General features: G+C 41.4%; 24 protein-coding genes. 9 read left to right on the forward strand and 15 right to left on the reverse strand.

Annotation, left to right across the window (positions count from 1 at the left end; genetic code table 11):
* Position 1 precedes the first annotated feature (1 nt).
* From ribD to AAEU29_RS15355, 4 genes are all read right to left on the reverse strand, one after another.
* Complete coding sequence (gene ribD, locus AAEU29_RS15340; protein ID WP_421974138.1) at positions 2-1,123, reverse strand: bifunctional diaminohydroxyphosphoribosylaminopyrimidine deaminase/5-amino-6-(5-phosphoribosylamino)uracil reductase RibD; 1,122 nt, start codon at positions 1,121-1,123, stop codon at positions 2-4.
* Between the two features lie 4 nt (positions 1,124-1,127).
* Positions 1,128-1,577, reverse strand: a complete 450-nt coding sequence (gene nrdR / locus AAEU29_RS15345) for a transcriptional regulator NrdR (protein ID WP_038642469.1) — start codon at positions 1,575-1,577, stop codon at positions 1,128-1,130.
* A gap of 70 nt (positions 1,578-1,647) precedes the next feature.
* Complete coding sequence (glyA, locus tag AAEU29_RS15350) at positions 1,648-2,904, reverse strand: serine hydroxymethyltransferase (protein WP_010561692.1); 1,257 nt, start codon at positions 2,902-2,904, stop codon at positions 1,648-1,650.
* Positions 2,905-3,103: 199 nt separating this feature from the next.
* Positions 3,104-5,332: a patatin-like phospholipase family protein gene (locus AAEU29_RS15355; protein WP_421974139.1), complete on the reverse strand. Its 2,229-nt coding sequence runs from the start codon at positions 5,330-5,332 to the stop codon at positions 3,104-3,106.
* 144 nt (positions 5,333-5,476) lie between these two features.
* On the opposite strand from AAEU29_RS15355, the gene ettA reads away from it, so the two are divergent.
* A complete protein-coding gene (ettA, locus tag AAEU29_RS15360) occupies positions 5,477-7,150 on the forward strand; it encodes an energy-dependent translational throttle protein EttA (protein WP_421974140.1) in 1,674 nt (557 codons plus the stop codon).
* 62 nt (positions 7,151-7,212) lie between these two features.
* On the opposite strand, the gene AAEU29_RS15365 is transcribed toward ettA, so the two are convergent.
* Positions 7,213-8,295 carry a rhomboid family intramembrane serine protease gene (locus AAEU29_RS15365; protein ID WP_421974141.1) on the reverse strand — a complete coding sequence of 361 codons (1,083 nt, stop codon included), beginning with the start codon at positions 8,293-8,295 and terminating at the stop codon, positions 7,213-7,215.
* A gap of 6 nt (positions 8,296-8,301) precedes the next feature.
* Positions 8,302-8,889, reverse strand: coding sequence for a hypothetical protein (locus tag AAEU29_RS15370; protein ID WP_421974142.1), 588 nt, complete (start codon positions 8,887-8,889; stop codon positions 8,302-8,304).
* 124 nt (positions 8,890-9,013) lie between these two features.
* Here AAEU29_RS15370 and AAEU29_RS15375 point away from each other — a divergent pair, with 124 nt between their 5' ends.
* From AAEU29_RS15375 to AAEU29_RS15395, 5 genes are all read left to right on the forward strand, one after another.
* Positions 9,014-9,385, forward strand: coding sequence for a PilZ domain-containing protein (locus AAEU29_RS15375; RefSeq protein WP_421974143.1), 372 nt, complete (start codon positions 9,014-9,016; stop codon positions 9,383-9,385).
* Positions 9,386-9,463: 78 nt separating this feature from the next.
* A complete protein-coding gene (locus AAEU29_RS15380) occupies positions 9,464-9,862 on the forward strand; it encodes a DUF350 domain-containing protein (RefSeq protein WP_421974144.1) in 399 nt (132 codons plus the stop codon).
* 8 nt (positions 9,863-9,870) lie between these two features.
* Positions 9,871-10,458, forward strand: a complete 588-nt coding sequence (locus AAEU29_RS15385; protein ID WP_421974145.1) for a DUF1190 domain-containing protein — start codon at positions 9,871-9,873, stop codon at positions 10,456-10,458.
* Positions 10,458-11,615, forward strand: coding sequence for a glutathionylspermidine synthase family protein (locus AAEU29_RS15390; protein ID WP_421974146.1), 1,158 nt, complete (start codon positions 10,458-10,460; stop codon positions 11,613-11,615). The genes AAEU29_RS15385 and AAEU29_RS15390 overlap by 1 nt, the downstream gene beginning before the upstream one ends.
* An 88-nt stretch (positions 11,616-11,703) precedes the next feature.
* Positions 11,704-11,988 (forward strand): hypothetical protein, encoded by a 285-nt coding sequence (locus AAEU29_RS15395; RefSeq protein WP_421974147.1) that lies wholly within the window; start codon positions 11,704-11,706, stop codon positions 11,986-11,988.
* A 51-nt stretch (positions 11,989-12,039) separates the two neighbouring features.
* On the opposite strand, the gene rraB is transcribed toward AAEU29_RS15395, so the two are convergent.
* The 8 genes from rraB to AAEU29_RS15435 form a co-directional block, all read right to left on the reverse strand.
* Positions 12,040-12,375 (reverse strand): ribonuclease E inhibitor RraB, encoded by a 336-nt coding sequence (gene rraB, locus AAEU29_RS15400; protein WP_010561698.1) that lies wholly within the window; start codon positions 12,373-12,375, stop codon positions 12,040-12,042.
* The gene (locus tag AAEU29_RS15405) at positions 12,353-13,087 is read right to left on the reverse strand and encodes a 1-acylglycerol-3-phosphate O-acyltransferase (RefSeq protein WP_421974373.1); all 735 of its coding nucleotides are present in this window, start codon (positions 13,085-13,087) and stop codon (positions 12,353-12,355) included. Before AAEU29_RS15405 ends, rraB begins: the two co-directional genes overlap by 23 nt.
* A 154-nt stretch (positions 13,088-13,241) precedes the next feature.
* Positions 13,242-15,548, reverse strand: a complete 2,307-nt coding sequence (gene parC / locus AAEU29_RS15410) for a DNA topoisomerase IV subunit A (protein WP_421974148.1) — start codon at positions 15,546-15,548, stop codon at positions 13,242-13,244.
* A 28-nt stretch (positions 15,549-15,576) separates the two neighbouring features.
* Positions 15,577-17,475: a DNA topoisomerase IV subunit B gene (gene parE, locus AAEU29_RS15415; protein ID WP_421974149.1), complete on the reverse strand. Its 1,899-nt coding sequence runs from the start codon at positions 17,473-17,475 to the stop codon at positions 15,577-15,579.
* A 100-nt stretch (positions 17,476-17,575) separates the two neighbouring features.
* A complete protein-coding gene (locus AAEU29_RS15420) occupies positions 17,576-18,142 on the reverse strand; it encodes a YqiA/YcfP family alpha/beta fold hydrolase (RefSeq protein ID WP_421974150.1) in 567 nt (188 codons plus the stop codon).
* Positions 18,124-18,906, reverse strand: coding sequence for a metallophosphoesterase (locus AAEU29_RS15425; protein WP_421974151.1), 783 nt, complete (start codon positions 18,904-18,906; stop codon positions 18,124-18,126). The genes AAEU29_RS15420 and AAEU29_RS15425 overlap by 19 nt, the downstream gene beginning before the upstream one ends.
* Entirely contained in the window at positions 18,893-19,339 is a 447-nt protein-coding gene (locus AAEU29_RS15430; protein ID WP_274761629.1) for a DUF1249 domain-containing protein, read from the reverse strand. The genes AAEU29_RS15425 and AAEU29_RS15430 overlap by 14 nt, the downstream gene beginning before the upstream one ends.
* The gene (locus AAEU29_RS15435) at positions 19,333-19,956 is read right to left on the reverse strand and encodes an NUDIX domain-containing protein (RefSeq protein WP_421974152.1); all 624 of its coding nucleotides are present in this window, start codon (positions 19,954-19,956) and stop codon (positions 19,333-19,335) included. Before AAEU29_RS15435 ends, AAEU29_RS15430 begins: the two co-directional genes overlap by 7 nt.
* A 193-nt stretch (positions 19,957-20,149) precedes the next feature.
* Here AAEU29_RS15435 and tolC point away from each other — a divergent pair, with 193 nt between their 5' ends.
* The 3 genes from tolC to AAEU29_RS15450 all read left to right on the forward strand — a co-directional run bounded on the left by tolC (position 20,150) and on the right by AAEU29_RS15450 (position 23,245).
* The gene (tolC, locus tag AAEU29_RS15440; protein ID WP_421974153.1) at positions 20,150-21,430 is read left to right on the forward strand and encodes an outer membrane channel protein TolC; all 1,281 of its coding nucleotides are present in this window, start codon (positions 20,150-20,152) and stop codon (positions 21,428-21,430) included.
* A 99-nt stretch (positions 21,431-21,529) separates the two neighbouring features.
* Positions 21,530-22,456, forward strand: a complete 927-nt coding sequence (gene lpxL, locus AAEU29_RS15445; protein WP_421974154.1) for an LpxL/LpxP family Kdo(2)-lipid IV(A) lauroyl/palmitoleoyl acyltransferase — start codon at positions 21,530-21,532, stop codon at positions 22,454-22,456.
* A gap of 219 nt (positions 22,457-22,675) precedes the next feature.
* Entirely contained in the window at positions 22,676-23,245 is a 570-nt protein-coding gene (locus AAEU29_RS15450) for a TcpQ domain-containing protein (RefSeq protein WP_421974155.1), read from the forward strand.
* A gap of 23 nt (positions 23,246-23,268) precedes the next feature.
* Here the strand turns inward: AAEU29_RS15450 and glnE are convergent, their stop codons facing one another.
* The gene (gene glnE, locus AAEU29_RS15455; RefSeq protein ID WP_421974156.1) at positions 23,269-26,058 is read right to left on the reverse strand and encodes a bifunctional [glutamate--ammonia ligase]-adenylyl-L-tyrosine phosphorylase/[glutamate--ammonia-ligase] adenylyltransferase; all 2,790 of its coding nucleotides are present in this window, start codon (positions 26,056-26,058) and stop codon (positions 23,269-23,271) included.
* Between the last annotated feature and the right edge of the window lie 54 nt (positions 26,059-26,112).

Raw genomic sequence — 26,112 nt, forward strand, 5'->3', positions numbered from 1 at the left:
ATTAATTTCTTTTTACCAATGCATGCAGGCAAATATCCTGCCCTACATGTTTAAGGGTTTTAATTTCAAGTTCAGGAACTTGAGACATGGCGTCAAACGCAGGCAAATTAATTAAACTTTTGCTGGTATGACCCATTAATTTAGGCGCCATAAATAGCACAAGCTCATCCACTAAATTCGCTTCAAACATTTTGCCTGCCAGTGTCGCACCTGCTTCTAGCAACACTAAGTTAATACTACGCTCAGCTAGCATTGCCATTAATGCGGGTAAATCAACTTTGCTATTGTTATCTTTCACCACAACTTGTTCAACAAAATGCGGCCAAGTGTGTGAATTATCAAGTGTTGTACGTGCAATAATTATTTTAGATTGTTGCTGAAATAACGCGAGGTCGGGTGTTAAACGATTTTGCGAATCAATAATCACGCGTATTGGCTGGCGAGGACTGTGTTTTGCATCATGCTCATCAAGTTCATCAAAGCGCACATTTAATTTCGCGTTATCGATGATCACAGTATCGGCGCCCGACAGCACTGCACAGCTTTCGGCGCGTAATGCTTGTACAACACGGCGCGATTCACTGGAGGTAATCCACTTACTTTCGCCATTATGCAAAGCAGTTTTGCCATCTAGGCTGGCTGCAAGCTTACAGCGCACATACGGCAAGTTAGCACGCATGCGTTTTAAAAAGCCTAAATTGAGTGCTTCTGCTTCATCGTTTAGTAAGCCAAAATCGGTTTCGATTCCGGCATCTTCGAGTATTTTTAAACCACGACCTGCGACTTCTGGGTTTGGATCAACCATAGCAGCAACTACGCGGCTAACACCCGCATTAATTAGGCCTTCAGCACATGGCGGCGTGCGACCATAGTGTGAACACGGCTCAAGCGTAACATACGCGGTTGCGCCTTTGGCATTGTCACCTGCCATTTTAAGCGCATGCACCTCAGCATGAGGGCCACCCGCTTGAATATGGAAACCTTCTCCAATAATCTGGTCATCTTTTACAATCACACATCCCACATTCGGGTTAGGTGTTGTGGTGAAACGACCACGTTTGGCAAGTTCGATAGCACGTGACATAAAAAAATGGTCACGTTCAGAAAAACGACTATCTAACATCTAATTATTCACCCAAACGCGCGATTTCTTCGCCAAATTCTTTAATATCTTCAAATGAGCGATATACGGAAGCAAAGCGCACATAGGCCACTTTATCGAGTTTTTTCAGCGCTTCCATAATAAACTCGCCAACCGTTTTACTGGCGACTTCACGTTCGCCCGTCGCACGCAGTTGTGATTTTATTTGATGCACCACTTCTTCTACTTGTTCGGTGCTAACAGGGCGTTTTTCGAGTGCACGGCGTAAACCATTGCGAAGTTTGTCTTCATTAAAGGGCTCGCGGCTGCCATCTTGCTTAATTACATGGGGCATCACCAGTTCCGCGCCTTCAAAAGTAGTAAAACGTTCGTGACATTCATTGCATTCGCGACGACGACGCACCTGATGACCACCACCCACTAAACGCGAGTCTATTACCTTAGTGTCATTAGCTGTACAAAATGGACAATGCATAAACAATTCCCGAAATAAAAAAGGCCGCAAAAAAGCGGCCTTATCATAACATGTTAACTATGAGAAAACATTATGCGTAAACAGGGTGTTTCGCACAAATTGCTTTAACTTTCTCACGAACTTCGTCTTGTACTTTAGTATCTTCGATGTTGTCTAGAACATCACAGATCCAACCTGTTAACTCTTTCGCTTCTGCTTCTTTAAAGCCACGACGCGTGATAGCAGGTGAACCAATACGTAGACCTGATGTTACAAACGGAGAACGTGGGTCGTTAGGTACTGAGTTTTTGTTAACTGTAATGTATGCATTACCTAGCGCTGCGTCAGCATCTTTACCTGTGATATCTTTGTTGATTAGATCAAGTAAGAATAGGTGGTTGTCTGTTTTACCAGAAACAACGTCGTAGCCGCGTGCTTTGAATACTTCTACCATAGCTTGTGCGTTCTTAACAACTTGTGTTTGGTATGCTTTGAACTCAGGCTCTAGTGCTTCTTTAAATGCAACCGCTTTAGCAGCGATAACGTGACATAGAGGACCACCTTGGCCACCTGGGAATACCGCAGAGTTTAACTTTTTGTAAATCTCTTCGTCGCCACAGTTAGACACGATTAGACCACCACGAGGACCCGCTAATGTTTTGTGCGTAGTTGTAGTAACAACGTGTGCAAATGGTACTGGGCTTGGGTAAACGCCAGCAGCAACAAGGCCTGCAACGTGTGCCATATCAACTAGTAGGTAAGCACCTACTTTGTCAGCGATTTCACGGAACTTAGCCCAATCAACAATACCTGAGTATGCTGAGAAACCACCGATGATCATTTTTGGTTTGTGCTCTAGTGCTAGCGCTTCAACTTGTGCGTAGTCGATTTCGCCTGTTTCTTCATTTAGGCCGTACTGAACTGCGTTGTACGTTTTACCTGAGAAGTTTACGTGTGAACCGTGAGTTAGGTGACCGCCGTGTGCAAGGCTCATACCTAAAACTGTGTCGCCCGGCTGAAGTAACGCTTGGAATACAGCTGCGTTAGCTTGCGAACCTGCGTGCGGTTGTACGTTTGCGTAGTCAGTGCCAAATAATTCGTTTGCGCGATCAATTGCTAATTGCTCAACAACATCAACGTGCTCACAACCACCGTAGTAACGCTTGTAAGGGTAACCTTCCGCGTATTTGTTAGTTAACTGAGAACCTTGTGCTTCAAGTACACGCGGGCTACAGTAGTTTTCAGACGCGATAAGTTCGATGTGCTCTTCTTGACGCTGCTTTTCTTTTTCCATTGCGCCAAATAGTTCTGGATCAAAATCCGAGATATTCATGCTACGTTCTAACATGGTTACTCCTAAATAGAAGATGGTTGTGGGATAAAGGGCGTATTGTACGCTTAAAAAGCGCCCTTGCCTACTTTGTCTATGTGAAGTTATTTAAACAGGGATTGAAAAATTTTCACAGTGTATTTTTAATGATATTTTTAAATCCATACATAAAAATTTAAAATACAAAAAAGAAGTTTCATTTAAATTAATTATAAAACTACCAATGTTTACCTAATGAAACAAAAAAGCTCGACTCGCCATCATCACTAAAACCAAAACCCACGGCTGCAGGGCCAAAACGGGTATCTGTACCGACGAATAAACTGCTGGCAAAAATCAGTTCTGATAAATCAACGCTTTGATTTACATTCCACACATTGCCTGCCTCTGCACTAATGCCCAAGTAAAGTGGCATGCTGGTCATATTGAGCATATCTCGGCCAAGATCATATTGGTAAATTGCCGCACCAAAGGCTTTTTTCGGACCATTTAAAACATTTTTGCCATAGCCCGATAAATTCAAAAATCCGCCAAGACCTTCGGTATTCACTGTAAACAGGCCATCTGAGTGATAGTTCGCAAATGACATAGTCCCGACCAGTGCGTGGTGTTTTATTGAAAATGCACCGCGCCAGTCAATTTTGTATTTTGAGCTGTAACGACTGCTTGCTGGGTCTAACCTGTCATCATAAGCTTCATTAAAACGACCATAATAAACTCGAAATCGATTGCCTTGGGTCGGAAAACTAATGCTGTCTAAACTGTCATACATCAAGGTCGAGAATACCCCCGTTTGATCATAAGGGAATTTATCATTAACAATCGATTTTTGTTCGAGCTCTCCAACATCGCGCAATGTTCCCACTTCAAAGCGCCAAAAATTATTGAGGTTATATCCTGCCGCTAAGTTGGCGCGAAGGTGATTTTTTTCTAAGTCAAAGTAAGCTTGGCTTACAGTTTGTAATTTATAGCGGTCTTGAATAAATGCGATACGGGCGCGAGCATAATAATCATCCTCGGCATTTAATGGTTGATAAAACTCTGTGGCAAAATACTCTTCAAAGCCAAGTGAAACCTCATTTCGCCATAAACCACCCAGCTCATTAATTCCAGTGCGGGTATATGCCATATCAATTGAAAGCACTGAATTAACAGTCACATCACTTTGATAATTGGCACCAAAATCTAAGTAATTTGGCCCCCAAGATTTACCCACGGTTTTTAATACTAACACTCGCCCTTGCTCGGTATCCTTAAACTCGGTCTCAACACGTTCAAACTCATTGAGCGCATATACTCGACCAACAGCTTGCTGTACATCGTGTTCAGAAGGCGTATCACCAGGTTTAATTGAAAAGTGTTTTAAAATTAGCTTGTTATGCACGTTAGAGTGATTATCTAGGGAAATCGCTAATACTGGGTTGTTAATTGGGTTAAACCATTGCTTACTGCGCTCTTGTTTATCTAAAACATAAGCTTGAAATTCACTGTCTGAAACTGATAGCGCCTTAAACCGGTGCACCGCATTTTCTGCGGCTTTAACACCACGATTTAACGATTCAGCTAAATCCGCCCAATCTGTAGTACTTAAATCATCAATGTCTGGACGAATATAAATATCTTTATCGCTCAGTAAACGTTTTTGCCATTGGGTCGATGCGTTAGTTAAAATAGTTGAAAGCTGGCCAAGCACTTCAACCGTTGAGGTAAACTCATTTGAACTGGCAAGTGCTGCACCGATATCAACGGCAATAATAATGTCAGCGCCCATTGCTTTTACAACATCAATTGGCAAATTATTGGCAATACCGCCATCCACTAATAAACGACCATCAATTTCAGTAGGCTGAACTGCACCAGGTACAGACGCAGATGCCTGCATCGCTTCGGCAATGCTGCCAGATGAAATCACCACTGCTTCACTGGTCGAAAGATCAGTAGCGATAGCACGGTATGGAATGGCAAGTTGGTCAAAATCGTCAAACAAATGTACAGTGCGCGTTGAGTTGCGTAGTAAACGACTCATACTTTGACCAACCAAAAGTCCTGTAGATGCGGTTATGGCGCCATTTTGAATACCAAGATTAAGCTTTAAATTATATTTATCTCGCAGTTCTTTATCGCGATAGCGCAAAATTTGCCTTGGAATATCATCAGAGTAACCTTGATCCCAATCTTCATTCAGCATAAATGCTTCAATTTCATCTGCTGAATAACCGAGGGCATACATACCTGCAACATAAGCACCAATGCTGGTGCCCGCAATATAATCAACTTTTACATTATTAGATTCGAGCACGCGCAAAACACCGATATGTGCGCCCCCTTTAGCACCACCACCGCCAAGCACTAAACCAACTTTAGGTTTCGCTTCAGCAAACACGGGCAAGCTTAAAATCAGTGAAGAAACCAATATAAAAACAGGGATTTTGCGAGCAGCCAACATAGTTAAGCAATTTCTATAATTTTTTTAATACCTTACCTTAACTTAATAGAATGTCATTTTAAATACATCACGACATTGAATGACCCCATTTATCGCACTACAATATGCAGCAATTAAATTACTAGAATCACTATAGGATTATTCATGCCTTTACCGGATAAGTTTATCTACACGATGCACCGTGTAAGTAAAGTAGTGCCGCCAAAGCGTACTATTTTAAAAGATATCTCGCTTTCATTTTTCCCTGGCGCAAAAATTGGTGTGCTTGGTTTAAACGGTGCAGGTAAATCTACCTTGCTTCGTATTATGGCGGGCGTTGACACTGAATTTGAAGGTGAAGCGCGCGCGTTCCCTGATACAAAAATTGGTTACCTGCCGCAGGAACCAGTATTAGACGAAAACAAAACTGTTCGCGAAACAGTTGAAGAAGCCGTTTCTGAAGTTAAAAACGCCCTTGCGCGTTTAGACGAAGTTTACGCTGAATACGCAATGGACGGTGCTGATTTTGATGCGCTAGCAAAAGAGCAAGGTGAACTTGAAGCAATTATTCAAGCGCACGATGGTCACAATCTGGATAACGCACTAGAGCGTGCTGCTGATGCACTTCGTTTACCTGAGTGGGACACACCTATTAAAGTACTTTCAGGTGGTGAGCGTCGCCGTGTGGCAATTTGTCGTTTATTACTTGAAAAGCCAGACATGCTATTACTCGACGAACCTACTAACCACTTAGATGCTGAATCAGTAGCATGGTTAGAGCGTTTCTTACACGATTACGAAGGCACTGTTGTAGCGATTACCCACGACCGTTATTTCCTAGATAACGTAGCTGGTTGGATTTTAGAGCTAGACCGCGGTGAAGGTATTCCTTGGGAAGGCAACTACTCATCATGGCTTGAACAAAAAGATGCGCGTTTGAAGCAAGAAGAAAAAGCGGAAAAAGCACGTCAGAAATCAATTGCGCAAGAGCTTGAGTGGGTTCGTTCAAATCCGAAAGGCCGTCAGGCTAAATCAAAAGCGCGTATGGCACAATTCTCAGAGCTACAGCAGTCTGATTATCAAAAACGTAACGAAACTAACGAGTTATTTATTCCACCAGGTCCTCGCCTAGGTGATAAAGTACTTGAAGTAAGTAACATCAAAAAAGGCTACGGTGATCGTGTGCTGATTGATGATTTAAGCTTCTCAGTACCAAAAGGCGCTATCGTTGGTATTATCGGTGCTAACGGTGCAGGTAAATCAACTTTATTCCGTATGCTTAGCGGTCAAGAAACGCCAGATGCAGGTAACTTTGAACTTGGTGAAACGGTTCAGCTTGCAACGGTTGATCAGTTCCGTGACGATTTAGACGGCTCAAAAACGGTATTCCAAGAACTTTCTGAAGGCCAAGATGTACTGAAAATTGGTAACTTTGAAATTGCCAGCCGTGCTTATGTATCGCGCTTTAATTTCAAAGGCAATGACCAACAGAAATACGTTAAAGACTTATCAGGTGGTGAGCGTAACCGTCTTCACTTAGCTAAGCTTCTAAAAGCTGGCGGTAACATGATCTTACTCGATGAGCCTACCAATGACCTCGATGTTGAAACACTACGTGCCCTTGAGAATGCGATTTTAGAATTCCCAGGCTGTGTAATGTGTATCTCGCACGACCGTTGGTTCCTTGACCGTATTGCTACGCATATTCTTGATTACCGTGATGAAGGTCAAGTTAACTTCTTCGAAGGTAACTACACCGAATACGAAGCATGGCTTAAGAAAACGCTTGGTGCAGAAGCTGCGCAACCTAAACGTATTAAGTACAAGAAAATCGGTTAATAGGTTTTCACGCAATACAAAAAAAGCCCGCACATTTGCGGGCTTTTTTAATCCGTTTAATGCTAACGTTTTAATACTGCTTCAGGCTGATTAAGTAGTTTAATCAGCGGATTGTCAGCAAGTACTTTCTCTTTTAAGAAATAACCGATAATTAAGCCCACAACAAATCCACCAATGTGTGCGCCATAATCAACACCGTCTTGTAGCGCAACTAGACCAAAAATATTTATCGCAATCCAAATCGCAAAGAACCAAACCGCGCTAAGCTTTTTCTGATAAATAATAAACATAAAGGTCAGGCTAGCGTGTCTAAACCACATTAAATACATACCGAATAAACCAGCGATTGCACCACTTGCACCAACCGATGGAATATTTGGATTTTGTGATAAAAGCAAACTAAATAACGAAGCGCCTAAGCCACATATAAGGTAATAAGCAAGGTACTTTTTATGGCCTAACGCATCTTCTAAATTGTCACCAATGATATAGAGAAAATACATATTCCCTACCAAATGCATTACCGAGCCATGCAAAAACACACAGGTCAATAATGTCCATACTTCTTGACCATTCATCACATCTTTAGGGGTAAGTGCAAACGTTTCAATAACAAAATTAAAGCTTTCGATATTAAAGAAATAAGCACAAAAAATGATGATATTAAGGGCGATTAACGACCAGTTAACCCAAGGTTTTGATTTCGTTTTTAAGTTATATTCCACTGGCATTTGCGTTAAAAACTGAAACAAATAGGTTTTCCAAGACACCTTTTTATTCAGTTCATCTAACGCGCTACGCAGTTCTGGACTATTTTCTACCGAAGTTAGCTCGTCTTTATCAATCCAACTGCCATCACATTTGCGGCAAACATCAAGCTCGGTTTCATAATCTTTTAATAGATGCACCGCTTCTAAGTGCTCGCCACAATCAGGGCAATTTAACTCTGTTTTACCAAGTAGCTCACCAAAATGATGGCTATAACATTCACCAATCGGGCCATCATTAATCTCTTCAATCATGCGGTTAACTTGGTTTTTCTCAAACCATAATCCACCACATTGACGACACACATCGATTTCTTCACCGCAATAATGTGTCACTTCTAACGCCACATTAATACATTTAGGACAACGTTTGGTCATGGCTCATTACTCTCCTTTTAATACGCCAATTTGTATATCTTCTTTTGCAAGTAATCGTTTAAGGTCATCGGCACTTGCTTTTAATGTGAGCAACGGGCCATTTTTAAAATATTCCGTTTGTTCTAATAATAATTTTGAAGCATGTTTTGAACCAATCGCCCAACGACCCACCTGATCTATCGTCCGATCGGCTTTGCCGTAAAAACGGCGCACTTCCGATAAAATTTCGCTCGGTGTTTCTAGCGTTGTTGGGTTATATTTCATTGTTTGCCAAACATATTTGTCTAGCATTGGGCGCTGCTCAAGAATCACGTTTTTAGGTGGGCTTTTAGCGAGTATTTGTGCGTAGGCTTCTAATTCAATCACCGCATCATTTAATTCATCGTATAACGACATGCGAAGATAATAGTTGTCTTCCATTTTACTTAGCGTATCGAATTTTAGCGCTTGTTCTAAACCGCTTTGCGCGGCCAAAAACACCCCAACAATGGTCGATACAATCATAAATACTTGGTTTAACCAAAAGCCGGTTTTTTTCAATTCACCGTGGTCAATCTTTTGTTTTTCAATGCATTCTGTCACTTGTTCTGACATGATTTTTCCCTGTAAATTTTAATTCCATAATTGGCGCCCGCTATTTAAACATATCAGCATGAAAATATTTAATATTTTTTGTTAATCAGCTATGCTTTAGTGATGACGATAAGGAGCGTACCTAATGCAAGAAAGACGACAGTTCACCCGTATTATTTATCGCACCCCTGCCACCTTAACTTTTCAAGGTGTTGAGTACAGTGCTGAGCTTTTGGACCTTTCACTAAAAGGTGCACTGATTAAAAAACCTGAAAACTGGCCTACGGCGTGTGATCTTGCTAAAAGTGCAACGCTATCGTTTCAGTTATCAAACAGCGATATTATTATTGAAATGATGGTTTCACTTGCGCATGTTGAAAACACACAATTGGGATTACGCTGTGAACAAATTGAAATCGACAGTGTGACCCACTTAAAACGCCTTATCGAATTGAACATGGGAGATGAAGAAGAGCTTTATCGCGAGCTTGAACATTTATCTGTGCTACAAGACTAACCTGCCTCAGTATGCGTAAAACATTAACTTAATCCTCGCATACTGCTATTTGTTTTTTGGAGTATAACAATAATGATTATGGATTCACTTGCGGGCTTTGTTCCGTTTTTGCTTTATTTTGCCCTTGGTTATGTATTAATTCTTGGCTTTATTTTTATCTACACACTGGTTACCCCACACTGTGAATGGACCTTAATGAAGCAAAATAACCGCACAGCTGCAGTTGCCTTTGCCGGTGCGTTTTTAGGTTTTACCCTACCTGTTGCCAGTGCCGCTATAAACTCTGTATCAATTATTGATTTCTCGATTTGGGGTGTTATTGCCTGCGTAATGCAACTAATCACCTTTTTTGCTGTTAAAATTTATATGCCTAAAATTACTGAGCGCATTAATAACGATGAAATCAGCGCTGGTATCTTTTTAGCCGTTGCTTCACTTGCAACTGGAATTTTAAATGCCGCCTGTATGACTTACTAGGAGGCACCATGAAGCGAACTAGTAAACTCAAACTCACACTAATGCTCGGTGCTGGTTTTGGATTGACCGGCTGTGGCGAAAGCGATGAATCCGCGCTGTTATTCAAAGATGTTGATGACTGCGAACAATGGGGTGTTGAACGCTTAGAGTGTGAAGTACAATATCAAGAAGCCCTTGCTAATCATCTTGTTGAAGCACCTAAATACACATCCGAATCTAACTGTGAAAGTGATTTTGGCTTTGACCAATGCGAGCGTGATAACAACAGTATTTGGCGACCTATTATGGCTGGTTTTATGATTGGCCTTGTCGCTGAAGCAGTTGATGAAGCACTGGATTACGCGAAAAAGAAAAAGCGTAAAAAATATGCCTACTTTGGCGGTAGTTCTTATGGTGGCAGTAAGCCGCTGTATCGCTCAAAAGATGACTTTTTTAACTTCCGCAATAGCAATAACCAACTGATTGGCTCGATTAACAACCGTGGCACAGTTATGGTTAAAAAGTCGAAAGTAAAATTTACTTCGAAACCTAAATCGGTGTCGCGTTCTCGCGGAGGATTCGGTAGCCGCGCTTCTTCACGGAGCTATGGCGGTTAATGTTTCGCCGTAATGCACCTATTCGGCCTGATCTTAAACAGCAGGCCGAATACTTTGGCTTTGAATTTTCGACGATTGATGGCGAAGTTTACTGGGATGAATCTGCTTATTATCAGTTTACCCTAGCGCAAATCGAAAACGATATTGAAGATCCAACCAATGAACTTGAGCAAATGTGCTTACAAGCCGTCGAAAAGGTAATTAACGATGAGTATTGGTTAACACAATTTGCCATTCCTGAAGACTTTTGGTCATTGATAAAGCGCAGCTGGCAACAAAAAGAACCAAGCCTATATGGCCGCATGGATTTTTCTTACCATGGTAAGGGCCCTGCAAAACTATTGGAATATAATGCCGACACGCCAACTTCAATTTACGAAGCTGCGTTTTTCCAATGGATGTGGTTAGAGCAACAAGTTGACCGAGCTGTACTTCCCCGTCAGGCTGATCAATTTAACAGCATTCAAGAACGTTTAATTAACCGCTTTAGCGAACTCAATTTAAAGCATCAGCTGAGTTTTTGCTATTCAGAGGGGTCGCTCGAAGATAAAGGCACTGTCAGCTATCTTCAAGATTGCGCATATCAGGCAGGCATTGCAACAGCACGCTTTCCAATTGAAGAAATTGGGGTTGATCATAAAGGGCAATTACTTGATCCCGAAGATACGCCAATCAATCACTTATTTAAGCTCTACCCTTGGGAAGACTTGTTTAAGGACGCGTTTGCCAAACACATAATAACGACCCATACCCGCTTTATTGAGCCTGAGTGGAAAGCAATTCTGTCGAACAAAGCCTTGCTGCCGCTACTGTGGCAAATGTTTCCTAATCATCCCAACTTGTTACCTGCCTATTTTGCAAATAATATCGGTGATGGTTTAGATAATGGTTATGTGCAAAAACCGATTTTTGGCCGTGAAGGTGCTAACATCACTTGGCATCATCCAACCAAAGGTCGAGTGCACAGTGAGGGTTGCTACGGTGAAGAAGGCTATATTGTGCAAGCACTTGCGCCACTACCTGTTTTTGATGGCAATCATACCTTAATCGGCAGTTGGCTGGTGAATCATCAAAGTTGCGGCTTAACTATTCGCGAAGATAGCTCGCCAATCACCCAAGATACCTCCCGATTTATACCTCACATTATCCTAGGTTAAATTTAATTGATAATAGTTATCATTTTTATTGACTTGAAAATCTAAGCAATATACTCTTACTTCCATAAAGCCTTTGCAGGAAATAACCATGGAAGTTTTATTGATTGCTTTTTCATTTGTGACGGTAGTCATCGCAATGTCGTGTTATTGCAAAAGTAACCAGTGTGCTGAAAGTATGCGACTTGATAGTAATAGCCCCATCGGCCTTTATTGGTTATTAGCGGTGGTATCTTCGGCGCTTGCGTTATTTACAGCGGTAACAGCACTGGGCGTTTATGAGGGTACACTTGCTTGGTTATCCATTCATACGCTTATTTTAGTGCCGATTCTATTGTTCTCCCCGTTCAATCTCTCACAAGATGACAGCCAATAAAAATAGCGCCATAAGGCGCTATTTTTTGTATTCGATTGATGATTTCAGTACTTACTCTTGAAAGTAAGTGCCCCAGCCATCGTATTCCACACCCGCTTTTGCAGCGAGGTCGATAAGTTTATCAACATCTTCAAGAATAAGTTCTGCATCAAGTTCGCACTCTACAACAACGTCAAAGCCCCAAATTTTGCTGCCATCTTCTAATTCAAGTTCAGCTGGGTCTTCAACATCAAAGCCAAGTTTAAAAGCAGCAAGCGCAGCTTCTTCTAACTTATCAAAATCTTCACATACAAAGTGGTGTTCTACTTCATATAATTTGTCTGGATTTGAGCCATCTTCTAATAATGACTCAACAATATCTTCACTAATTTCGCGCCAGTTTTCCACAATCGCTCTCTACTTTAGCATCTAGCTGTTCAATCTTATTTTGCATCATAGCATGGATTCGTTTCGCATGCTCTCTTGCTGATACATCCTTATCTAATGAGATTGGATCAAGCAACTCAACATAAATAGTTGGATTTGACCAACGATTTAATTTAATACGGCCTGTTGTGGTGCTCATACACACCGGAACCACTTCCACTTCAGCTTGCATTGCAGTATGAAACGCGCCCGTTTTAAACGGCAATAGTCCTCGGCCATAACTGCGTGTGCCTTCAGGAAATAACCAGACTGAAATTTTATCGTTTTTGATTTTTGATGCCGCTTTATCAATCGTGCCTTTGGCTTTAGATTTGTTATTACGGTCAATTAAAATATTTCCCGAGAGCCAGTAAAGCTGGCCAAAAAACGGAATAAAACGAATGCTTTTTTTGCCAATGCTTACGGTATTCTCTGGTACCGCATTGGTTACGGTGAATAAGTCATAATTATTTTGATGATTCGAGACAAACACGTATGACTTTTCTTTATCTAATTTATCAAGTCCTTTGATATCTACTTTTGCACCCAAAAGTACATGCATACTACCGTACCAAGAAGCAAAACGGTGTACATGGTTTCGGTTGAATGGCATGACTAAACACAACAGCAAACCAAAAATCGCACTGAAAAAGATAAAAATCGCAAGCAGTACTAAGCGAACAGCAAATATCAAAATAACATCTCCAATAACTAAGCGCGCCATTATACGAATTTTAGCTAACATGTGTAAGCTAAAAAACACAGTTTATAAAAAAACCAGTCCCAAATTGAGACTGGTTTTCGCTATTTTAACGTTTTTCGACGCTTTTCGGCACTAAGCTTTGTTACTACTCTCCGGTATTTTCCGGATCAATAGCCTCGTCGATCAGTTCTTGTGCGGTGGTAAACTCAACTTCCATTAAGTCCACACGCTGTAAACCACGCGGTAACTTATTACCTCGTCTGCCACGCTCACCATAGTAATGTTCTAAATCACTCGGTTTAAGTGTGAGTTTACGCTTACCAGCATGTAAAGTAACAGATGCGCCATCAGGCACAATACCCAGCACTTTAACAAACTCTTCACGCGCCTTAACGCGGGCACTAGGAATAGAGATAATCTTATTACCTTTACCTTTGCCTAGTTTTGGTAAATCACGAATTGGGAAGATCAGCATGCGCCCTTCGTTCGAGATTGCTAAACAGCGGTCAGATGTAATATCGTGAATTGGTTGCGGCGTCAGTAAAAGTGCAGCTTCTGGAATACTTACCAGAGCTTTACCATTTTTATTTTTACTGACTAAATCATTAAATTCAGCAATAAAGCCATAGCCCGCATCAGATGCCATTAAGAAGTTTGCTTTTTCTTCACCCATCACAACGTGTTCAAGGTTAGCACCAGGAGCAAGGTTAAAGCGGCCTGTCATAGGTTCGCCTTGGCTTCGCGCCGACGGTAAACTATGGGTTTCAGTTGCAAAAGCACGGCCTGAGCTATCTAAGAATACACTCGGCTGATTGCTGCGACCTTTAGCTAGCGACTTAAAGCTGTCGCCTGCTCTGTAGCTTAAGCCCTCTGCATCAATATCATGGCCTTTAGCAAATCGTGCCCAGCCTTTTTCAGAAAGCACTACTGTTACACTTTCTGACGGCATTAAGTCTTTTTCACTTAGCGCTTTTGCTTCGCCACGCTCAACTACAGGTGAGCGACGCTCATCACCATAAAGCTCAGCTGCTTCTTGAATTTCTTTTTTCAGTAAGGTCGACATACGACGTTCTGAACCAAGTGTTAATTCAAGCTTATCACGCTCTTTGGCAAGCTCATCTTGCTCACCGCGAATTTTCATTTCTTCTAATTTAGCAAGATGGCGAAGTTTAAGTTCTAAAATCGCTTCTGCTTGAGTTTCGGTGATACCAAAACGCGCCATTAGTACTGGCTTTGGTTCATCTTCCGTGCGGATGATTTCAATCACTTCGTCGATATTTAAAAAGGCAATAAGTAAGCCTTCTAAAATATGTAAACGCGCCAACACTTTATCCAAGCGATATTGTAAACGGCGACGCACTGTTTCGCGTCTAAATACTAACCACTCAGATAAAATTGTTTTTAAATCTTTAACTTGCGGGCGGCCATTTAAACCAAGCATATTTAAGTTAACACGGTAACTGCGTTCAAGATCTGTCGTTGCAAACAAGTGCGCCATTAATGGCTCAGCTTTAATGCGATTTGAACGTGGTACAATTACAATACGTGTTGGGTTTTCATGGTCTGATTCATCACGTAAATCAGCTACCATTGGCAATTTTTTCGCACGCATTTGCGCTGCGATTTGCTCAAGCACTTTCGCACCGGAACACTGATGTGGTAAAGCCGTAATTACAATATCGCCCTGCTCTTCGGTATACACCGCGCGCATTTTGATAGAGCCTTTACCAGTTTGATACATTTTGCGAATTTCAGCCTTCGGCGTGATAATTTCTGCATCAGTCGGATAATCAGGGGCAATTACCATATCTAAAATGGTTTCAAGTTCAGTCTTTGGCTGATCCAATAGCGTACAACAGGCATTAGCTACTTCACGCACATTGTGCGGTGGGATGTCTGTTGCCATACCTACTGCAATACCGGTTATCCCGTTAAGTAAAATATGCGGTAATCGTGCAGGTAATACTTCAGGCTCTTTCATAGTGCCATCGAAGTTAGGGATCCAATCAACTGTGCCTTGGCCTAGTTCTTTTAATAAAACCTCAGAGAACTTAGATAAACGCGCTTCGGTGTAACGCATTGCGGCAAATGATTTAGGATCATCTGCCGCACCCCAGTTTCCTTGACCATCCACCAGCGGGTAGCGGTAAGAAAACGGCTGCGCCATCAGTACCATGGCTTCGTAACACGCACTATCACCATGAGGGTGATATTTACCGAGTACATCACCCACGGTACGGGCTGATTTTTTATATTTAGCTGCTGCTGATAAGCCTAGTTCACTCATCGCATACACAATTCGACGCTGTACTGGTTTTAAACCGTCGCCAATATGTGGCAGTGCACGGTCTTTAATTACATACATCGAGTAATTTAAGTAGGCGCTTTGCGTAAACTGCGCCATTGTTTGTTGTTCTATCCCTTGCATTGCGAGGGTATCGAGATCTGACATGCTCGTTTACCTAAATTTTTTATGCTTGTTATGAGTTCCACGAATCCGCTTGGTCACCACTGGTTTCTAGCCATTCACGACGATCGCCTGAGCGCTTTTTGGCAAGTAACATATCCATTACTTCTAGCGTGTCTTCATCGCCGGCTAAGCTTAATTGCACTAAGCGACGGGTATTTGGATCCATTGTCGTCTCACGCAGCTGAATTGGGTTCATTTCACCCAAACCTTTAAAGCGTTGTACATTCACCTTGCCGCGTTTTTTCTCTGCTTCAATGCGGTCTAAGATGCCGACTTTTTCATCTTCATCAAGGGCATAGTAAACCTCTTTACCTACATCGATACGATAAAGTGGCGGCATTGCTACATACACATGACCTTGCTCAACCAAAATAGGGAAATGCTTCACAAACAGCGCACACAATAGTGTTGCGATGTGCAGTCCGTCGGAATCCGCATCCGCTAAAATACAAATCTTGTGATAACGTAAATTTGATAAGTCGCTTGAATCTGGGTCCATACCAATCGCCACCGAAATATCATGTACTTCTTGTGACGCAAGGATTTGGCCTGATTCCACTTCCCAAGTATTAAGAATTTTACCGCGCAGTGGCATCACCGCTTGGAATTCACGGTCGCGGGCTTGTTTTGCCGAACCACCCGCAGAGTCACCCTCTACTAAAAAGAGTTCACTGCGTTCACTTTCTTGCGTACTACAATCGGTTAATTTTCCCGGTAAAGCTGGGCCTGAGGTGACTTTTTTACGCACTACTTTTTTCGCAGCACGCATACGTTTTTGTGCGTTGCTAATACAAATTTCAGCAAGTAATTCGGCAATATCAGTGTGTTCATTTAGCCATAAACTAAATGAGTCTTTCACGACACCAGAGACAAACGCAGAGGTTGAACGCGACGATAGTTTTTCTTTGGTTTGACCTGCAAATTGCGGGTCTTGCATTTTCACAGACAATACATAGCTACAGCGATCCCAAATATCATCAGGGGTTAATTTAACACCGCGAGGCAATAAATTACGGAATTCACAGAATTCACGCATCGCTTCTAGTAGGCCTTGGCGTAATCCATTTACATGAGTACCACCTTGTGCCGTAGGAATAAGGTTTACATAACTTTCAGAAACCCCTTCGCCACCTTCTGGTAACCATAACACAGCCCAATCAACACCTTCGGTGGAGCCCGCAAACTCACCCGTAAATGGCTGTTTAGGCAAGACTTCATATTCTTTTAATGCATCTGCTAAATAGTCTTTTAAGCCATCTTCAAAGAACCATTCAATCGTTTCTTTGCTTTGCTTATTAACAAAACGAATGCGTAATCCAGGGCACAGAACCGCTTTTGCTTTTAATAAATGCTTTAGCTTACTCAGTGAGAAGTTGGCAGAATCAAAGTAACTGGCATCAGGCCAAAAATGAACAGAAGTACCTGTGTTGCGCTTACCCACAGTGCCAACTTCGGTTAAATCTTGTACCTTGTCGCCATTTTCAAAAGCAATTTCATACACTTTGGCATCACGACGAACTGTAACCAACACGCGTGTTGATAAGGCATTTACTACCGAGATACCAACCCCGTGTAAACCACCTGAAAATTGGTAGTTTTTATTAGAGAACTTACCACCGGCGTGTAGTTTAGTAAGGATCAGTTCTACCCCAGGTATACCTTCTTCTGGGTGAATATCAATCGGCATACCACGGCCATCATCGATTACTTCCAGTGAATTATCTTCATGGAGAATGACATCTATTTTTGATGCATGCCCCGCTAAAGCTTCATCCACACTGTTATCGATAACTTCTTGACCAAGGTGGTTAGGACGGGTGGTATCGGTATACATGCCAGGGCGGCGTTTTACCGGTTCAAGTCCATTTAATACCTCAATGGCTTCTGCATTGTAATCTTGTGTCGTCATGAAATGCGGTTCTTTTTATATTAATTATCTTTGGTGACCTAGTTTCCCTTGTGGGTAAAAAATTCTAGGTTTTAGCGCGTTTTTTAAAGTTATAACTGTTTTACGATATTTTCAGGAAATCTACAATATCTGGGAAATAACGTTCGAACCCAATAAAACTGTGATCGCCAGCAAATTCAATACGCTGACGGCAGTTTTTATAATAATCGACCGCCTGTGAAAAATCTAATACTTCATCGCCCATCTGCTGTAAAAGTAAAATCAACTCAGGCTGAGACAAGTTTGCAATGTAAAACTGCTTTAACTGCTCAACATGACGTTCAGTCACATCGTAATAGTAATCTTGATACGGGTTGTACTGCGTACCTAGGTAATCATGCATTAGGTCAAATGGTGCAACAGCCGGATTAACAACCACCGCTGGTAGTTGATAACGCTCGGATAAAATAGTTGCAAAGTATCCGCCCAATGAACTACCTATTAATTTTGTATTAGGTGTTATTAACGCTTCGAGCGTCAGCAAAATTTCTCGTGGTTCGTGGTTTAGTTTTGGTACTAAATACTCAACATCATGATGTTTCGCTAAATACTGACCAAATTGTTGTGCTTTAAATGATTCTGGTGAGCTATTAAAACCATGAATGTAAATTACGCGTTGTTTAGCCATACGACCTGTGTGCTTAAACTGCCATTTTGTTGTAATCGTATCACACGAAACGCCGGACCTAAGTCAACTTGCTGCCAATCTGGGGTATTTTTCTCAAACTGAATTGATGTGGCAGGCGTTGCAAATACCGCAAAACCGTCAAATAACCAGCTGTATTCATTGTGCACATGACCATGAACAAGGCCTTTCACATGACTATGACGTGATAGCAAACTAAGCAGCTCATCGCCATTTTCTAAAATGTGTTTGTCGAGATAACCATTAATGGCAATGGGGTGATGATGTGTAAATACTAAGGTAAATTTTTCGCTATTGTTAAGCTCAGATGCAATTTCAGTGAAGTGCGTTTCACTAATAAGCCCCGCGGGTGTTGGCCCTTTGGAATTTGCCAATAACACTTGCCAATAAGCGTTTTGCAACAACTTGCAACTGACAATACCATACTGCGTAAACACGCGGTTATAGACATCAAGTTCATCATGATTGCCCGGCAGCCAAAAAAACTTGTCAGCAAGCCCCGCTTCCACCACAAGTTGCGCGAACAAGTGATACGATTCTTCGCTGTGATCTTGCGTTAAATCACCACCAAAAATAATCGCATCACAGTCAATAGACTTTATACGCTCGAGAGTTTTACGAAGATAATTTGCCGTATTAACATTAAAATATTCACCCTCGTGATTAGCAAAAACATGGCTATCGGTGATATGAATCAGTGTTAATTGGTTACTCTCAATCTGCGCTTTTTGCTCAAACCACGCCATGGTCGGTATCCCAATGAAATGTACTTCTGCCTTGGTTGATACAGTATTCCAACCAATCTTTTAAAAACGCATTAAGTTGATATTTTTCATCTTTTTGGTGCATATCTGGGTTGGGGTAACCATATGCAGGTTTAACCCGTTTTGGATAATATTTACATACTACTTCAGCGACTTTTGCATCATGATACACACGCACATTTAAGTCGGGACGTGTAAACCCAATTACTTGATTGTCAGTCTGCTTTAACGACACTAGATTTGTATATGGCGATGCTTCTAACACGGTTAAGGTAAATTCAAAACCGCCAACTAATACTTTATTTACAGCGCCTTTATCATTTTGTTTTGGCAACAGGCGGTTTATGCGCGCATAATTTTGCTCACATAAACGAATATATTTCGGTAAATTTTGTCGATAAGCCTGTGCTAACACGTAAGATACTTCTCTCTTATTGCTTCAATATTCAGTTTAAGCCATTGCAAACAAATCACAGTTGCTGCGTTATCCATTTCACCTTCATCAAGTAACTGAAACGCCTGTTTAACCGGTAAAACATGCACTTTAATGTCTTCACCTTCATCAGGCACACCGAAAAGCCCACCCGCTTGTGATAAATCCGCTTCAGCATAATATAAGTATAAACGCTCAGAGGTACCACCGGGGCTTGAAAGGTACGATAACATAAACTCAAGATTACTAAGCTCAATACCCGACTCTTCTTTCGCTTCTTTTTTGACTACGCTTTCGTAATCGGTACTGCCATCTGTCATCCCGGCGATCACTTCCAATAGCCATGGCGATTTCTTGTCACTCAGTGCACCAATGCGAATTTGCTCGATAAGTAATACCGCATCCAATTTTGGGTCATAGGGTAAGACCGCAACCGCATCGCCACGTTCAAAAATTTCACGAACAACAATATCGGACTGGCCGCCAGCAAATAATGCATGACGAAAATGGTATTCGTCTATTTTGAAGAAACCGTTAAATGTGCGCTTTTTAGCGACTATTTCTACATCTGATTGGTTGAATTTTGTAATTTTGGCCATATTAAACGAATCAATTAGTTTAAAATCTATTCGATAATCTATCGATTTTTCGGTATTTTAGCTTAATAAGTCAATAAAACGAATTTTTCATATTCTGTTACACTTGAATACTTTGTTTTACTGTATTGTTTTTCTAATCAATAAAAAAACACGCTAAGATGCTTTCAAAAATTGTCTGGGGATGACAACAACTATGAAAAAGAAACTATTATCTGCGCTTGTTGCATTAACATGTGGCTTTTCAGTAACGCATGCAAATGCAGAAGACTTAATGCAAGTATACGAAATCGCACTTGCTAACGACCCTGTAGTATTAAAAGCGAAAGCAACACGCGACGCTCAAGAATACAGCACTGATATCGCAATGGCTCGTTTACTACCGCAAATCGGTGCAACAATGGGTTATGAAAAAACAGACGGTGACCTGGGTGACTCGGATGTATTTAGCCGCGGTATTAGATTAGACCAAGACCTATTCAATTTAGGCTCGTGGAAATCACTAAATATTGCAGAGAAGCAAGCACTTCAAGCAGATGCAAGCTATCAGCTAGCACAGCAAAATCTCATTGTTCGTGTTTCAAATGCCTATTTTAACGTGCTTGCACGCCAAGACGATTTAGAGTTTGTTCGTGCAGAAAAACGTGCAATTGAACGCCAGCTTGAGCAAACAAAACAGCGCCATGCGGTAGGTCTTACAGCAATTACTGACGTACATGAAGCACAAGCTCAATACGATAACGCTGTAGCACGTGAAATTGTTGCAATTAACGATGTTGAAACAGCGCGTGAAAACCTTGGTGAAATCACTGGTAAGTATCACGAAAAGCTAAATGCACTTAACACAGATAAATTTTCAACAGTAAAACCTGCTCGTAAGAGTGCTGAATTTGTTGAATCTGCAAAAGAAAATAATATTTCCCTGCAAGTATCTCGCGTATCTGTGGACATTGCGAAAGAGCAAATTGAACAAGCTAAAGCTGGCCACTACCCAAAGCTGACACTATCAGCTTCTTATGGTGATAGTCTTGGCGAAACTGGCCCTCGTAAAGATCAAACTAAAGTAGGTTTAGGTTTCTCTGTGCCAATTTACCAAGGTGGTGGTACACAAGCTGCGGTAAACCAAGCAACTGAATACTTTGTTGCTGCTAGCCAAGAATTTGAAAGTGCATACCGTAATGTTAACAAGCAGGTACGCACATCTTACAACCAAGTAGTATCAGATATCGCAACTTACCGTGCACTTGAGCAAGCAGTAGTATCTGCAGAAAGTGCGCTGCAAGCAACAGAAGCGGGTTTTGAAGTGGGTACACGTACTATTGTTGACGTATTACTTAGTACTCGTAACTTATACGATGCAAGCCGTAATTTATCAGCGGTGCGTTACCGTTATGTAGTATCAACTTTAGGCTTAAAGCTTGCAGAAGGTACCCTGTCTCGCAGTGATATTGAAGCAATTAACCGCGGTTTAAACTAAGCTCGGTAATGTAATTTTTCGTGGGAATAAATCTATTCCCACGTTTTCCTTTCTTTTTGATATACTCGCGCTAATTTTTTACTTTTTGCAAATGATATTGTGATCACTAAAGCGCCTTTTTCATACTCTTTTCTCGCTCCTAAATATTGGCTCACTTGGTTAAGTGTACTTATTCTCTATTTGCTTTCGTGGTTACCATACAAGCTACAAATTGGCCTTGGTAAATTACTTGGTCGTTTAGTTTATCGTTTTGTCAAAAAACGCCGCAAAATTGCCGAGGTCAACATTGCACTGGCATTTCCTGAATTAGATAAAACGGCACAAGCCAAACTTGTAAAAGAAAATCTAGAAAATACCGGCATTGCCATTTTTGAATCGGGTATGGCGTGGTGGTGGCCCCAGTGGCGCGCCAATAAACACTTTGGCGGCATTACCGGTTACCATCATATTGAAAATGCGATTAACAGTGGCAAAGGTGTATTGATGTTAGTGCCACATATGATGCACCTCGAAGTTGCAGGTCGTATGATGGGCATTCAAAATACCGGTGTAGGTTTTTATCGCCCCCATAATAACCCGTTAATGGAATACATCATTGTTAATGGTCGCCTGCGTTTTAGTGAGGCGTTAGTTACCAAACGTGATGTAAAGAACTTATTAAAGGCACTCAGCAAACAAAAACTTTGTTACTACTTGCCGGACCAAGACTATGGCCGAAAACGTTCTGAATTTGTGCCATTTTTTGCAGTAGAAGAAACCTGCACCACAACGGGCACCCTAATTTTTGCCAGCAGTAAAAACAGTGAAACAGTCGCACTTTCAACTTATCGTAAAGACGGTAAATACTTCTTAGATGTCAGCCCAGTATTTGAAAACTTCCCAACGGGCAATGATATTGATGACGTTACCCGTGTAAACAAAGCAATGGAAGACGCGATTCGTAAAGCGCCTGAGCAGTACTTGTGGTTGCACCGCCGCTTTAAAACACAAAAAGATCCAAACGCTGAATCTCATTATAAAAAGTAACCTTTATTAGTTTGCCCAAATAGCAATACTGTTTACTATTTGGGCACAACTTATCTCACATATACCAGTAAAAATGCTTTTTAGCTGCTGCTAATAACCAACTAAGCTCTTATATTAATTTAAATTTCAACTTAAAATACGAAATTAGTATTATGCAAATTAGTATTAGGTTAAAGCTATTATTGACCTGCTTTAATTTTAAACATTGTGAGTGTTGTTGTGTGGTTTTGGCTTAAACATTTATCCCTAGGTATTATCTTAGTTGCAGCTGCACTGTACTTACTGCTGGGTAAAGGCCCGGTTTTTGATACAAATACAAAATCCAATCCCGCGGCTGAAGGCCTTTCAAATTTTTATAATAGTTTTCGCAGCACACTTAACTCGATGACCGAGCGGGAAAAGTACGTAATCCTTTTAGGTGAACCAGAAGTATCACTGGCTGAAAAACTAAAACAACGCAGCACTTCAAATAAAATCCCAGCTAACTGGCGTGGCGAAATTAAAGCGCGCCGCTTTGCTAAAGGTGAAACCCTTAAAGAGGTACTTTCTGAATTTGCTGAGCAAGAAGGTATTGAGTTTTTATGGTATCTCGATAAAGACTACATCATTAAAGACAACTTCCGTGTCGACGAAACGTTTATCACCACACTTTACCAAGTATCAAAAGCCATCGACAGTGACTTTGAAAATGATGTCTTTGGCTTCTTTTGTTATAAACATGGTACTGCGGTAATCACCGAAAATCCTACCCGATATGTGCGTGATAACTGTGTAAAAGCAACGCTTTAACACAATTATCACTTACCATAAACTCACGCTAAGTACTTTTGCCAAATAGCAATTATTGCTTGAGTTTTATCTTGAACAGTTGCCACGCTAACAAGTTTAGCCTCTTGGCGTAAACTTACTTGATGGTATAACTCGCGTAGCTCACAATAAGCTGATGTAAGCGACAACTTTTCATTTTGCTCAATTAAACCAAGTTCCGCTGCGCGCTCAAAAATACGAATGTTATCCGAATACTCAGAGATCAACGGCTGTTGATGGGCATTTGCTAGTACAAAATATTGGGCTAAAAATTCAATATCAGCCATACCACCTAGCCCCTGTTTAATATCAAAAAATACCTCATCCCCTTTCATAAGGTGATCGCGCATTTTTTGTCTCATATTAACAACGTCATCTTTTAGCTTTTGTTGTTCACGTGTCAGCGACAAGACTTCTTTTCGAATAGCATTAAAGCGTTCTTGTAATTGAGTTTGACCATAGGTCATTCTGGCACGCACTAAGGCCTGATGCTCCCAAGTCCATGCTTGTTTCAGTTGATACTCTCGGAAGGTTTCAATATTAATTGCTAATAAGCCAGACGCTCCTTCTGGGCGTAAACGGGTATCAAGTTCATAAAGAATGCCTGAAGCTGTGCGTGTATTAAATAAATGCAGTAAGCGCTGAGCAAGCTTTAAATAAAACTGGCGAGCATCAATTTGCTTGTCGCCATTGGTTTGACCATTACCGTCACTATTATGCACAAAGACTAAATCAAGGTCTGAATCATAACCTAGCTCAATGCCACCAGCTTTGCCATAAGCTATCACTGCAAAGCCTTTTTCATCGTCATTTGCAGCAGGCGGATAACCAAAACGTGCTACCATTTGCTGCCATGCTAAGTTAACGCACTGACTTACAATGGCTTCTGAAAGCGCTGTTAAGTGGTCACTTACTTTCATAACATCAAGTACACCTGTGGCATCAGCTGCCGCAATTTTTAATTGATGTGTTTGTTTAAATTGACGCAACGCCTCCATTTGCATTTCAAGGTCATTTTCGTCAATTCTTAAGAAATACTGACGGATTTCTTGTTCATAACCACTCAGTGGCAGCGTGCGATAAAGCTGCGCTGGGTCGATTAATTCATCAAGCAAAATTGGATAGCAGGCTAAATGATCGCCAATCCATTTACTATGTGCACACAGTTTAAATAGTTGATTCAGAGCACCTGGGTTTTCTAGCAATAATTCTAGATAGGCAGTACGTGAAATTACCTTCTCGATTACCGCTAGAACTCGTTTCAAAATGCTTGGCTGACAGCCGCATTTATCCGCTTGCTGCAATAATTTAGGCAGTAGTTTATCAAGCACATCGCGGCCGCGACCGCCGAGTTTTCGTTTACTGCTAAGCACTTTAAAATCATGCAAAACACTATAAAAATCAGTATCTCCAGCAAATAATTGGTGCGATGAAATCACCTCAATGCTGGGTTTTTCCCAAAGTAATTCATAGCGCGAATCAACTTCTTGCTCATCATCCTCTTCTGAACCAATCATGGCGTTAAATTCAGTATGAATAATTGCCATTTGAGCGTTTATCTCAGCGATGGTATCAGCATACTGCTGCTTACCTAGTAAGGCACTTAAGCGTTGCTGGCCAAGTTCATCTTGTGGCAAGGTTTGCGTTTGCTTATCATCAAATTGCTGTAAATATTGTTCAATTCGGCGTAAAAACAGATAACCATCGGTCAGTGTAGCGGCAACATCTTCTGGTACTTCATTAAGCTTAGCAAGTGCTTCCAGTGCACTGCAAAACGATTGCACTTGTAGACTTGGCTCACGCCCACCTCGGATCATTTGTAGCGCTTGCACCACAAACTCTGCTTCGCGTATTCCACCAGCACCAAGCTTAATATTTTCCGTTAACCCCTTGCGTCTCACATCTTGAGCAATCAATGCTTTCATTTTTCTAAGTGATTCAATCACCGAAAAATCAATATACTTACGATATACAAACGGCCTTAAAAGGTCATAAAATTGCTGCCAATAGGATGATTCACTTCCCAATAACCTCGCCTTCAACATGGCGTAGCGCTCCCAGTCGCGGCCCTGCTCTTGGTAATACTCTTCCATGGCGTTAAAGCTCATAACTAAAGGACCACTGTCGCCAAATGGACGCAAACGCATATCCACCCGAAATACTTGCCCTTCAGGCGTTACTTGATTAAGTGCAGCAATGGTTTTTTGTGCAACCTTAGTAAAGAAAACCTGTGCTTCGCACGACTTTCGCCCGCCTTGTGTTTCAACTTGGTAGGGATAGGTAAAGATCAAATCAATATCAGATGAATAATTCAGTTCAAACCCGCCAAGTTTACCCATGCCGAGGATCAACATAGGCATTGCTAGCCCGTCACTATCGATGGGGTTTCCCCAAACACTCGCTACTTGCGCATAGGCCCAGCGATAGGCTGAATCAATCAGGGTTTCACTTAACTGAGAGGTATAACTGATGCTGTCGCGAATATCGTTGCCATCAACCAAGTCTAAGTAGGCTAATTTAAGCCAGTATAAGTTGCGGTATTCTCTTAAGGCTTGAAAAGCTGCACCTTCATCGATTGTCTCAAGTGATTGTTGAAAAACCTCTGGCGTATGTCGCGTTGCAAGCCAAGTTTGGTCTTGTAAGTAATTAATAAAGTTTGGGTGCTGCTCTAAAATACGAAAAGCAAAATCACTTAATGACAATAGCGTCACAATTTTAGGATCTACCTTGTCTTCACCAAACAGTTCAGCAAAACGCTGCTGCCCGAGCTGTTGTAAACCTTGTGCTAACTCCATAACTTACTTACACTCTTAACAATTAATTTTTCATGCTAGGTTAGTATCTTAGCA

This window comes from Pseudoalteromonas aquimarina (genome assembly GCF_049257255.1).
GTDB lineage: Bacteria > Pseudomonadota > Gammaproteobacteria > Enterobacterales > Alteromonadaceae > Pseudoalteromonas.